Genomic DNA, 12,863 nt, shown 5'->3' on the forward strand with positions numbered 1-12,863 from the left:
ATCGCCCCGGCTCCCCACCCGGGCTCGACCGACTCGGGCTCACTCGGCCGCCGGCGAGGTTGCCCCCTGCCCCTCGAACACCACGAAGCGGCCCTGGTGCGGGCCCAGGTCGACGGACAGCGAGCGCAGGTCGTCGACCATCCCCAGCAGCTCGCCGGTCAGGGCGTCGACGGCCCGCCAGCCGGGCTCGAGCCGCGTCGAGGTGATGCGCGAGTCGACCGACTCGCCGGAGAAGTTCAGCACGGTGGCCTGGGCCTCTGCCGCGGCCGCGTCGACTCCGTCGACGGCCTCGACCGACCAGACCAGCTCGTCGTGCACCATGACCAGGAGGCCGGGATGACTCGTCGGCGGCACGTCCACCTGGGTCGCCGTGGCGATGCCGGACCTCTCACGGAGCTCCAGGATGCGCTGCAGCTGCCGGGCGAACGACTCCTCGTCGTCGAGCTGTTCGGGCAGCGAGCCGTAGAGCGACCGCGCGCGAGGCATGCCCGAGGCCGAGTGGGTCGCCTCCGGCTGGTAGCCCATCAGGTCGTAGGCGCCGCGGTGGATCCAGCGGGTGTCGCCGGTCGCGAGGAGGTGGCCGACGAGGTCGCGGTCGACGGTGAGCATCCCGGTCAGGTCCCAGCCGGAGAGCGCGAAGACCCCCGGTTGGAACGCGTTGAACATCGCCAGCAACAGGTGCGCCTCGCGGATCCGGGGCACTGCCGCATCGTCGATCGCCTCCAGGCTCTGGTAGCCGAGCGCCGCCGCGATGATGGTCGCGGTCGTCGAGGCGATGCCGTTGGTCGTGAAGACCGAGTTGTACGGCGCCGAGGGTCCGGTCAGCAGGGTCACCAGCTCGCCCCTGACGTGCTGGGCCAACGCCCCGCCAGTGACCTCGACGCCCTGGTAGGTGAAGGTCGAGTCGCGGTGCCGGGTCTCGAAGTGGACCAGCTCGTAGGTGAGCTCGTCGTGGTTCTGCAGCGCGTGCACCAGTGAGATGGGCGGGACACCGGACTCGAGCGAGATGTTGAGGGTGAGCCGCAGGAACTCGGTGTTCCCGGTCGCCAGGGCGTGGTGGTAGGCGGGCCGGTTGACGAAGTCGTAGGACAGGTCGGCACCCGCCTCACCGGTGATCCGGATGTCGTCGACGGTGAGGTTGAGCTCCTGGAAGGTGAACCCGCCGACCTTGCGCACCATCGAGCCGATCAGCTGGTTCGCCGCCTCCGACAGGGGGTGCCCCTCGGACCAGGCGGGCGACCCCTCGACGCTCTTCTCGACGCCGAGGAAGCCGTTGGCATCGAGGCGCAGCCCGCCGGAGCCGAGGTCGCCCAACGAGTGCAGCGCGTCCCCGATGACCAGGCGCATGCCCGCGAAGGACGGGTCGAGCCAGTTGATCGACGGCTGGCCCTCCTTGAAGTAGTGCAGGTAGACCCAGCGCCGGGCGACGCCGTCGGCCCCGACCACCTCGGCGGTGGCCGACCAGTTGGTCTCCTTGATGCCGGGCGCGTGGAAGATGACGCGCTGGAGCTTGCCGATGATGTAGCCGGCCCGCTCCAGGGCGTCCTCCGCGGCGATGTCGAGGTTCACGGAGTCGCGACCTGCGGGCACCTCGGGCAGCAGCCCCCAGTCCTCCGGCGGGATCTGCACCATGTGGTAGATCCCGGGGTAGTCGCCGACGTTCATCTCGGCGAGCCGGAAGTCCGGCCCCTTGCCGGTGTGTCCCGGCACGATGTCGTCGAGGATCGTGCCGCCGTGGCTGGTGGCGACCTCGCACATCGCGCGGAACTCGTCCTCGGTGCCGAACGCGCTGTCGATGTGGGTGCTGATCCGGTCGAAGTGCCCGTCCACGCTCGGGGTCGGGTCCCAACCCGACAGGCCGCCGGCCCGCTTCACCGGCCCGGTGTGCAGGGCCCGGATCCCGATACGGGCGAAGGCCTCCCACAAGTCCTCGTCGGCGAGGGTCGCGAGGAACGACGCCCCCGGTGGCGTCACCATCGAGATGGGGTATGCCGTGAACCAGACGGGCGCGGCCGTCACCGCTGCAACGGCGTCGGGGCGGGCGAAGGGGTTCTGCCACATGCTGCCCTGTCCGCTGAGCTGGGCCGCGATCTGCTTCGCGTCCTCCAGCATCGACTCCTTGACGAGCCAGGAGACGTAGGCCTCGTTGGTGCCCTCGGGGTCGCCGACGCGCTCGGCAGGAGCAGGGCTGCCCTGCGCGCGGAGCCTGGCCCGGGGCCGCAGGCCCCGCGGTCTCGCCGCGTAGAACTGCTCGGAGTAGGTGATCTCCGTGGGCTCGTGCTCCGTGGGCTCCTGGTCGGCCAGATCCTGGTCGGTGGGCTCGACCTCGGGTTCCTGAACGGCTTCTTCGCTCATCCCTGCATCCAATCGCATGGGGTCGAGTGCGTGCAGGGTGAGTGTGGCCGGACCGGGTCTGAGGGCACGCGCAGCTCTCGGAGGGGGTCGCGCCGCGAACGCATCACAGCGGAGGACTGGCGCCTTCGCGCGTCACCTGTGGGACTCATCAGGACGAGGATGGTGTCACGATCCATCGCGTTCTTGACCAAGTCTTTACGGTCGGCGCCGGGCGACTGGGCAAGCGGGGCGCGGCGTGGAACGGTGGGGTCGTGATCCCGGAGCCCAGCGAGTCCGTCGCGCCCACCCCCGTCTTCTTCCTCGCGGGTGGGACCGGTATCTCGGCCGAGACCCTGGGCAACCTGATGCTGGCGCAGTTCCCGAGCCTGAGCTTCCGGCGTCGCAAGATCCCGTTCATCACGACGGTCGAGCAGGCTCGCGAGGTGGTGGCCGAGCTCGACGCCGCGACGACCGACTCGGTGACCGCGTTGGTCTTCTCCACGGTGTCCGACGAGGAGATCCGCAAGGAGCTGCAGCGCACCGAGGGCGCGTTCATCGACCTGTTCGGCTCGCACCTCGACACCGTCGAGCGGGTGTTGCACGTCAACGCCACCCACGGTGTCGGGGCCCTGCACGGTGTCGGTGACACGCGCCGCTACGACGCCCGGATGAAGGCCATCGAGTTCGCGATGGAGCACGACGACGGCGCGAGCCTGCGCAACCTCGAGCAGGCCGACCTGATCCTCGTGGCGCCCTCTCGGTGCGGCAAGACGCCGACCTCGATGTACCTCGCCCTCCAGCACGGGCTCAAGGTCGCGAACTACCCGCTCGTGCCCGAGGACTTCGACACCGGCGACCTGCCCCGGCCGATCAAGGACCTCCAGGGGAAGTGCTTCGGGCTGCTCTCCACGGCCGCGCGTCTCAGCCAGGTGCGGGGGGAGCGACGGCCCGGGTCCACGTATGCCAGTCTCGCCCAGTGCAGCTACGAGCTCCGGCGGGCCGAGGCGCTCTACCGGGCACACCGCATACCCTCCATCAACTCGGCCGCGATGTCGGTGGAGGAGATGGCAGCCGTCATCATGCAGACCAGCCGCTTGGGCAACCTCGCCTGAGCCCGTCGAAAGGAACGCCGGTGACCGGCAACATCTCCTGGTTCAAGGACCTCGGGCTGGCCGACGTCGAGTCGGTGGGCGGCAAGAACGCCTCCCTCGGCGAGATGGTGCAGCACCTGTCGAAGGCGGGGGTGCGCGTGCCGGACGGGTTCGCGACGACGGCGGACGCCTACCGGCGGTTCCTCGCGCACGAGGGGTTGGCCGACCGGATCAGCGCGACGCTCAGGGGCCTCGACGTCGAGGACACCCGTGCGCTCGCGGAGGCCGGCGCCCAGATCCGCGACCTGGTCGAGGAGCAGCCGTTCCCGGAGGACCTCGAGTCCGACATCCGCGCCGCCTACGAGGAGCTGGTGGCGGGCGCTCCCGGCGAGGTGAGCTGGGCGGTGCGCTCGAGCGCGACGGCCGAGGACATGCCGGACGCGTCGTTCGCGGGGCAGCAGGAGACCTTCCTCAACGTGTTGGGGATCGACAACATCCTGCTCGCGATCAAGAAGGTCTTCGCGTCGCTCTACAACGACCGCGCGATCGCCTACCGCGTGCACAGCAGCTACGACCACGACGTCGTCGCCCTCTCGGCGGGCATCCAGCGGATGGTGCGCTCCGACATCGGCTCCTCGGGCGTGATGTTCACCATCGACACCGAGTCGGGCTTCCCGGACGCCGTGTTCGTGACGAGCAGCTACGGCCTCGGCGAGGCGGTCGTGCAGGGCGCGGTGAACCCCGACGAGTTCTACGTCTACAAGCCGGCCCTGCGCGAGGGCCGTCCCGCGATCCTCAAGCGGGGCGTCGGCGGCAAGGCCACCAAGATGGTCTACACCGAGGACTCCGCCGTAGGTCGGTCGATCGACTTCGTCCCGGTCGACGAGGCCGAGCGGGCACGGCTGAGCCTCACCGACGACGAGGTCACCGAGCTGGCCCAGCACGCCCTCAAGATCGAGGAGCACTACGGCCGTCCGATGGACATCGAGTGGGGCAAGGACGGCGTCGACGGCCAGCTCTACATCCTGCAGGCCCGCCCCGAGACGGTGAAGTCGCGCCAGACGGGCTCGACGCTGCAGCGCTTCCGGATGGACGAGCGCGGTGAGGTCCTCGTCGAGGGCCGCGCGATCGGCCAGAAGATCGGTGCCGGTGCGGTGCGGGTGCTGACCAGCGCCGAGTCGATGCACGAGTTCCAGGCCGGCGAGGTGCTCGTCGCCGACATGACCGACCCCGACTGGGAGCCGGTGATGAAGCGGGCCAGCGCGATCGTCACCAACCGCGGCGGTCGCACCTGCCACGCCGCGATCATCGCCCGTGAGCTCGGCATCCCGGCCGTGGTGGGCACCGGCTCGGCGACGAAGGCGCTCACCGACGGGCAGGAGGTCACCGTCTCGGCCGCCGAGGGCGACACGGGCCTCGTCTATGAGGGTCGGCTCGGGTTCACGGTCGACGAGACCGCGCTCGACGACATGCCCGAACTGCCGGTCAAGATCATGATGAACGTCGGGACCCCCGACCAGGCTTTCGAGTTCTCTCGGTTGCCGCACAAGGGAATCGGGCTCGCTCGGCTCGAGTTCATCATCAACCGGCAGATCGGCATCCACCCGCGGGCGCTGCTCGAGCTCGACGACCAGGAGCCGGGTGTCAAGGCCGAGGTCGAGGCGCTGATCGCGGCCTACGACGGTCCGCGCGACTTCTTCGTCAAGCGCGTCGCCGAGGGCGTCTCGATGCTCGCGGCTGCCTTCGCGCCGGAGCCGGTGATCGTGCGGATGAGCGACTTCAAGTCCAACGAGTACGCGCACATGCTCGGCGGTGAGCGGTACGAGCCGCACGAGGAGAACCCGATGATCGGGTACCGCGGTGCCGCGCGTTACCTGTCGGAGGACTTCGCGGAGTGCTTCGCGATGGAGTGCGAGGCGCTGAAGCTGGTGCGGGACGAGATGGGGCTGACCAACGTCAAGGTGATGATCCCGTTCGTCCGCACCCTCGGTGAGGCGCAGGGTGTCATCGACCTGTTGGCGCAGAACGGACTTCGCCGCGGCGACAACGACCTCCAGGTCGTGATGATGTGCGAGGTGCCGTCCAACGCGGTCAACGCCGACGCCTTCCTGGACCACTTCGACGGGTTCTCGATCGGGTCGAACGACATGACCCAGCTGACCCTCGGGCTCGACCGCGACTCGGCCCTGGTGGCCGGTGGGTTCGACGAGCGCGACCCCGCGGTCAAGAAGATGCTGGCGATGGCGATCGAGGCGTGCCGGGCCCGGGGCAAGTACGTCGGGATCTGCGGCCAGGGTCCGTCGGACCACCCCGACCTCGCCGACTGGCTGATGGAGCAGGGCATCGAGTCGATGTCGCTCAACCCCGACACCGTCGTCGAGACCTGGCTGCGGCTGGCCCGCGGTCGTCCGAGTCCGCATAGGTCGGTCCGCCGGGCGTACGGCAAGGTCCGGACGAACGGGCGATTCGGGAATGAACGCCCGGCCCGCTAGGGTTGCAACCACTGCGTGCGCACCGTCGTGCACGCCAGGTCGTCTGCTCCGCGCCCCAACTACTGGTTGGCGCCGTCAGCTCACAGGTATTCGTGAGTGGTCCAGCATCTTCGGCCACTCCCTACTGCTGAACTGAGTTCTCTGTGTCCACGCACCACACGACCGTGCCCTTTGCCGACCTCGGCATCCACCCCCGCGTCATCGCGGCCCTGAAGGAGCGCGGCATCGACGCGCCGTTCCCGATCCAGGCCGCGACGCTCCCTGACTCGCTCGCCGGTCGTGACGTCCTCGGCCGTGGCCGCACCGGCAGCGGCAAGACGGTGGCGTTCTCGCTGCCGACCGTCGCCGCCCTCGCGAAGTCGGGTCGCCGTCGCACACCGCACACGCCGCGCGCGCTGGTGCTGGTCCCGACCCGCGAGCTGGCGATCCAGGTCGCCGAGACGATGACCCCGCTGGCCGCCGCGCTCGAGCTGCGCACCATGACGATCTTCGGTGGCGTCGGCCAGAACCCGCAGGTCGCTGCGCTCCGTCGTGGCATCGACATCGTCATCGCCACCCCGGGTCGGCTCGAGGACCTGATCGGCCAGGGCCACGTGCGACTCGGCGACGTCGAGGTCACCGTGCTCGACGAGGCCGACCACATGGCCGACCTCGGCTTCCTGCCGGCCGTGAAGCGGCTCCTCGATGCCACTCCGCGGGACGGCCAGCGGCTGCTCTTCTCCGCGACGCTCGACAACGCGATCGACCAGCTGGTGAAGCGCTACCTGCACCAGCCGGTGACCCACAGCGTCGACAGCGCCGCCTCGCCGGTGCCCGCGATGCAGCACCACCTCTTCCACGTCTCGCGTGACAACAAGCCGGCCGTCGTGCGCGAGCTCGTGGCAGGGCAGGGCCGCACGCTCGCCTTCACCCGCACCAAGCACGGGGCGAAGAAGCTCGCCAAGCAGCTGACTGCCGCGGGCATCCCCGCCGTCGACCTGCACGGCAACCTCAGCCAGGGCGCCCGACAGCGCAACCTCGCGGCGTTCAGCGAGGGCTCCAGCCGAGTGCTGGTGGCCACCGACATCGCGGCCCGTGGCATCCACGTCGACGACGTCAGCCTCGTCGTGCACGTCGACCCGCCCGCCGAGCACAAGGCCTACCTGCACCGCTCCGGCCGCACCGCTCGGGCCGGCGCCGAGGGTGTCGTCGTCACCGTCAGCACCCCCGAGGAGCGCGGCGACACCCGCACCCTGATGCGGCAGGCCGGCATCAAGCCGACCAACGTCGACGTCGTGCCCGGTCACCCCGCCATCGGTGACCTGACCGGTCCCGCCGCCGAGCTCGTGACGCCCGCCCCGGTGGTGCAGTCCACCAGCAACGGAAACGCCGGTGGCCGTGGTGGCGCGCAGCGAGGCCGTGGTGGTGCCGGTGGTCAGCGCCAGCAGGGTGGTCGCAGTGGCGGCAACGGGGGTGGCGGTCGCGGTCGTCGCGGCGGCACCTCGTCCTCGAAGTCGTCCAGCCCGACCAGCTACCGCACCGAGACCCCCACGTCGCAGGGCTCACGCGGCCAGGGTGGCCGGCCGGCCGGCTCGTCCTCGCGCCGGTCCTCGTCGAACCGTCCGGGCGCGTCCCGGTCCGGTGGCGGTGCCGCAGCCTTCTCCGCCAACCACCGCGGGCGCTGAGCCGGCGCGCCCGCCTGGGCGCACGGCATACCCGCGACACGGCAGTTGCGTCGACGTCCGCCCAGCAGTTGATGGGCGGAAGCGGCCGCAACTGCCGTTTTGCGATTGGGTGGAGGCATGCACGACGACACCTCCCTCACGGTCGGCCGGGTCACGCGCGTCCTGACCGAGCGGCTCTGGCCGGCCGTCCACGCGGTCTCCGTCCCGTTCACGGTGGAGGCGCACACCCTGCCGGGTGAACCGGTGCCACCGAGCGCGGGCCTGGCCCTCGACTACGCCCCGTATGCCGTGGGCTCGCCGTGGGGGCCGGCTTGGGGGACGACCTGGTTCAGGTTGACCGGCGACGTGCCGGCGGAGTGGGCCGGTCGCCGCGTGGAGGCGGTGGTCGACCTCGGGTTCGACGTGGCGGAGCCCGGGTTCCAGTGCGAGGGGCTGGTCTACCGGCCCGACGGCTCGCCGGTGAAGGCGGTGAACCCCCGCAACCACTGGGCGCTCGTCTCACCCTCCGCTGACGGCGGCGAGCGGGTCGAGCTGTTCGTGGAGGCGGCCGCGAACCCGATCGTGTTCGGCCCGGTCCGGTGGAAGCCAACCCACCAGGGGGACGTGCGCACCGCATCGCCCGAGCCGCTCTACGCGACGCGGCGGATGGACCTCGCCGTCTTCGACGAGCAGGTGCACGCGCTCTGCCTGGACCTCGACGTGTTGCTCGGGCTCCAGGCGGAGCTGCCTGTGGGACAACGCCGCTCGCGCATCCTCCGGGCCCTCGACGACGCGGTCGACCGGCTCGACCTGGCCGACGTCGCGGGCACGGCCGCGTCCGCCCGCACCGCGCTGACCGAGGTGCTGGCCCGTCCGGCCGGTGCGTCCGCGCACACCATCTCCGCCGTCGGGCACGCGCACATCGACTCGGCCTGGCTGTGGCCGGTCCGCGAGACGGTGCGCAAGGTCGCCCGCACGACCGCTTCGATGGCCGCCCTCATCGACGAGACCGACGACTTCGTCTACGGCATGTCGAGCGCCCAGCAGTACGCCTGGGTGAAGGAGCATCGGCCCGAGGTGTGGTCGCGGATCGTCGACGCCGTGGCCGCGGGACGGTTCCTCCCGTTGGGCGGCATGTGGGTCGAGAGCGACGCCGTGATGCCGTCCGGGGAGTCGATGGTGCGGCAGTTCCTCTACGGGCAGCGGTTCTTCGAGCAGGAGCTCGGGCTGCGCCCGCACGGCGTCTGGCTGCCCGACAGCTTCGGCTACTCGCCCGCCCTGCCGCAGCTGGTGCGGCGGGCCGGCTTCGACTGGTTCTTCACCCAGAAGATCTCCTGGAACCAGGTCAACACCTTCCCCCACCACACCTTCCTCTGGGAGGGCATCGACGGGTCGCGCGTGCTGACGCACTTCCCGCCGATGGACACCTACAACTCCGAGCTGTCCGGTGCCGAGCTCGCGCTGGCCGATCGACAGTTCCGCGACCACCGCATCGCCTCCGGGTCGATCGCACCCGTCGGCTGGGGTGATGGAGGCGGCGGCACGACCCGCGAGATGACTGGTCGGGCCGAGCGCCTTGCCGACCTCGAGGGCAGTCCGCGGGTGCGCTGGGAGCACCCTGACGACTTCTACGCACGCACCCACGACGAGCTGGTCGGCGAGGACGGCCAGCCGCGACCCGGCACCCCGGTCTGGGTCGGTGAGCTCTACCTCGAGCTGCACCGCGCGACCCTCACCTCCCAGCACCGCACCAAGGCGGGGAACCGGCGCTGCGAGCACCTGCTCGTCGAGGCCGAGCTCTGGGCGGCCACCGCCGCGGTCCGGGCCGGTGCGGCATACCCGCACGACGAGCTGGACGCGCTCTGGAAGCAGGTGCTGCTGCAGCAGTTCCACGACATCCTGCCGGGCACCTCGATCGCCTGGGTGCACCGCGAGGCGGTCGAGCAGTACGCCCGGGTGGAGCGCGCGGCCGAGGAGCTCGTGGCGCGCTCGCTGGCCGTTCTCGTCGGTGACGGCAGCGACCGGATCGCGGTCAACGGCGCGGGATCCGCACGCGACGGTGTCGCCGCGGGAGGTGCCGTCGTCGCCCGCGGGGCCGCGGCAGTCGCTGTGCCAGACACCTCGGTCGAGCTGCACCGGGACGGCGACGACGTGGTGCTCGACAACGGCGTCGCGCGGGTGACCCTGTCACCGGAGGGCCTGGTCACCTCGGCGGTCGACCTCCGGACCGGCCGCGACGCCATCGCGCCGGGCGGTGCCGGCGCGCTGCTCCAGCTGCACCCCGACCTGCCGAACAAGTGGGATGCGTGGGACGTCGACCGCTTCTACCGCAACACGGTCCGCGACCTCAGGTCCGTCGACCAGCTCGACGCAGCGATCGACGACGACGGTGTCGCGCGGGTCGTCGTCGTGCGCACCATCTCGCCGGAGTCGACCGTGCGCCAGACGTTCTCGCTCGCGCCCGGGTCCCAGACGCTCCACGTGGAGCAGGAGACGGACTGGCACGAGGTGGAGACCTTCCTCAAGGTGGCCTTCCCGCTCGACGTCCGGGCCGACCACACCAGCGCAGAGACCCAGTTCGGGCACCTGCGTCGCCCGACGCACGTCAACACCAGCTGGGAGGCGGCTCGCTTCGAGACCTCGATGCACCGGTTCGTCCACGTCGAGGAGCCCGGCTTCGGGGTCGCCCTCGTCAACGACTCGACCTACGGCTACGACGTCGCCCGAGACTGGGTGGCCGACGGTTCGCTCACGACGACCCTGCGCCTCTCGCTGCTGCGTGCGCCACGGTTTCCCGATCCCGACACCGACCACGGCGTCCACACCCATCGCTACGGCTTGGTCATCGGCACGGACGTCGGCGGAGCTGCGCGCGAGGGCGCCCGACTCAACACCCCGGCCCGCACGGCGACGGGTGCGCAGGGGTTCGAGCCGCTGGTCTCCGTCGAGGGTGACGGCATCGCCCTGTCGAGCGTCAAGCTCGCCGCCGACCGCTCGGGCGACCTCGTCGTGCGGGTGCACGAGGTGCTCGGCGGGCGGGCGGCGGGCACCGTGCGCGTCGCGGATCGGGTCTCGTCGGTGGGCGCGGCCAACCTGCTCGAGGAGCCGCTGGGTGACCGGCCCGAGACCGACGACCCCGCCACGGTCGCCGTGGTGCTCGGCCCGTTCGAGGTGCGCACGCTGCGCTTCACCCGTTGACCCCACCAGTTCGAGGTGGCGACCCAACCGGATCCGGGCGCCGACCACCTCGAACCGCGCCGTGAGCCGGGCCCTACGCCCGCGGGAGTATGCCGCGTTGCCCCTGCGGGGGGACGCCGCGACCCGCGCCAGTTCCCTACGCTGACGGACATGCGTGAGCCCGCCGATCCCGACTGGGGACCACCGTGGATGCGGGGGCGCAGTGTCGGCACGCGGCAGACGACACCGGCCGCGCGGTATCTCCTTGCGCTCGTCGTCGCGCTGGTCCAGGTGGGCGGGAGCGCCGGGGCCTCGCACGGACAGCCCCAGCGCCGCGCCCTCGATGCGCTCGCGGTCGGGCTGCTCCTCGTCGCACCGGTCGCGATCACGGTGCTCAGGAGGTTCCCGGTCCCTGCGCTGGGGGCGACCGCCCTCGCGGCAGCGGCCTACCTCGCGCGCGGCTACGCCTACGGGCCGGTGTTCCTCGGCCTCGCGATCGTGCTCTTCGCCAGCGTGGTGCGCGGACGCCGGTTCGCGGCCTGGGCGGGCGCTGCGACCGTGCTTGCCGGCGAGGCCCTCGGCCGGCTGGTCCTCGACGCCGGGCCGTGGTCGTGGCAGGCGTTCGGCGGCCTGGTGGCGTGGACCCTGGTGGTGCTGGCGGCCGGTGAGGTGGGCCGCAGCTGGCGGGAACGGGCTGCCAGCTTCCGCCAGGCCGCTCGCGAGACCCGGCTGCGGCAGGCGGGGGAGGAGCGGCTGCGGATCGCCCAGGAGCTGCACGACGTCGTGGCACACCACATGTCGCTCATCAACGTGCAGGCCGGTGTCGCCCTGCACCTGGCCGACCGCCGGCCCGAGCAGGTCGAGCCCGCCCTCGTCGCGATCCGCGACGCGAGCAAGGAGGCGCTCACCGAGCTGCGTTCGCTCATCGACGTGCTGCGCCTCGACGGTGCCCCGGCACCGCGCTCGCCGGTGGCCAACCTCGCCGGCCTTGACGACATCGTCGACCGCAGCGGTCACGCCGGGCTCCGGGTGACCAAGACGGTGACCGGCACGGAACGGCCGGTCACGGCGGCGGTGGAGCTCGCGGCGTACCGGATCGTGCAGGAGGCGATCACCAACATCGTCCGGCACGCCCACGCGACGCGCGCCGAGGTGACCCTCGACTACGGTGACGAGGTGCTCACGGTGACGGTCGTGGACGACGGTGACGGAGCCGCTCGACTCGCAGACCTGGTGCAGGGCAACGGGATCAGCGGCATGCAGGAGCGCGCCCGTGCCTTGGGGGGCGAGCTGCGGGTGACAGCGGCGGCCAGCGGCGGCCTGCGCGTCGAGGCCGACCTGCCGACCGGGGGCCAGCGATGATCCGCGTGGTGCTCGCCGACGACCAGGCCCTGCTGCGGGCCGGGATCCGGGCACTGCTCGACGCCGAGGACGACATCGAGGTCGTGGGAGAGGCGTCCGACGGCGCCGAGGCCGTGGCGCTGGTCCGCGAGACCGAGCCCGACGTGGTGCTGATGGACATCCGGATGCCGGGGACGGACGGGCTCGAGGCGACCCGGCGGATCGCCGCCGACGAGGGGCTGTCGGGCACGCGGGTGGTCATGCTGACCACGTTCGACCTCGACGAGTACGTCTTCGAGGCAGTGCGGATCGGTGCGAGCGGGTTCCTGGTGAAGGACACCGCACCCGCCGAGCTGCTGCGCGGGGTGCGGGCCGTCGCGAGCGGCGACGCGCTCCTGTCGCCCGGCGTGACCCGCCGGTTGATCGGGGAGTTCGCGACCCGCAGCCGTCCGCACGCGGCGCCCGCAGCCGACCGGCTCGGCGAGCTCACCGACCGCGAGCGTGAGGTCGTCGCCCTGGTCGGCGAGGGGCTCAACAACGAGGAGATCGCCCAGCGCCTCTTCCTCAGCCCGGCGACGGCCAAGACCCACGTGAGCCGGTCGATGGTGAAGCTGCACGTGCGCGACCGCGCCCAGCTCGTGGTGCTCGCCTACGAGTCGGGACTCGTGCGGCCCGGGTGGTCGCAGGAGTAGTCGCGCGTCCCGGCATACCTCCGCGGGAGCAGACGAGGTGTCGCCCCTGGTGGGATTCGAAAAGCATTGGCACCGCGCAGGATCGAGGTATCA

Annotated in this window: 7 protein-coding genes; 6 read left to right on the forward strand and 1 reads right to left on the reverse strand. The window is 71.4% G+C overall.

Features of this window, described 5'->3' with window-relative positions; translation table 11 throughout:
• Positions 1 to 39: 39 nt before the first annotated feature.
• Positions 40 to 2,355, reverse strand: coding sequence for a maltose alpha-D-glucosyltransferase (treS, locus tag BLQ34_RS16205; RefSeq protein WP_091787818.1), 2,316 nt, complete (start codon positions 2,353 to 2,355; stop codon positions 40 to 42).
• 251 nt (positions 2,356 to 2,606) lie between these two features.
• On the opposite strand from treS, the gene BLQ34_RS16210 reads away from it, so the two are divergent.
• From BLQ34_RS16210 to BLQ34_RS16235, 6 genes are all read left to right on the forward strand, one after another.
• Positions 2,607 to 3,446, forward strand: a complete 840-nt coding sequence (locus BLQ34_RS16210; protein WP_231961325.1) for a pyruvate, water dikinase regulatory protein — start codon at positions 2,607 to 2,609, stop codon at positions 3,444 to 3,446.
• A 20-nt stretch (positions 3,447 to 3,466) separates the two neighbouring features.
• A complete protein-coding gene (gene ppsA, locus BLQ34_RS16215; RefSeq protein ID WP_091787820.1) occupies positions 3,467 to 5,917 on the forward strand; it encodes a phosphoenolpyruvate synthase in 2,451 nt (816 codons plus the stop codon).
• Between the two features lie 164 nt (positions 5,918 to 6,081).
• Complete coding sequence (locus tag BLQ34_RS16220; protein WP_197674726.1) at positions 6,082 to 7,581, forward strand: DEAD/DEAH box helicase; 1,500 nt, start codon at positions 6,082 to 6,084, stop codon at positions 7,579 to 7,581.
• 117 nt (positions 7,582 to 7,698) lie between these two features.
• Positions 7,699 to 10,758: an alpha-mannosidase gene (locus BLQ34_RS16225; RefSeq protein WP_091787823.1), complete on the forward strand. Its 3,060-nt coding sequence runs from the start codon at positions 7,699 to 7,701 to the stop codon at positions 10,756 to 10,758.
• A gap of 150 nt (positions 10,759 to 10,908) precedes the next feature.
• Positions 10,909 to 12,099: a sensor histidine kinase gene (locus BLQ34_RS16230; protein ID WP_197674727.1), complete on the forward strand. Its 1,191-nt coding sequence runs from the start codon at positions 10,909 to 10,911 to the stop codon at positions 12,097 to 12,099.
• Positions 12,096 to 12,770 (forward strand): response regulator transcription factor, encoded by a 675-nt coding sequence (locus BLQ34_RS16235; RefSeq protein ID WP_091787826.1) that lies wholly within the window; start codon positions 12,096 to 12,098, stop codon positions 12,768 to 12,770. The genes BLQ34_RS16230 and BLQ34_RS16235 overlap by 4 nt, the downstream gene beginning before the upstream one ends.
• Positions 12,771 to 12,863 lie beyond the last annotated feature (93 nt).

This window comes from Pedococcus dokdonensis, assembly GCF_900104525.1.
Classification (GTDB): Bacteria; Actinomycetota; Actinomycetes; order Actinomycetales; family Dermatophilaceae; genus Pedococcus; species Pedococcus dokdonensis.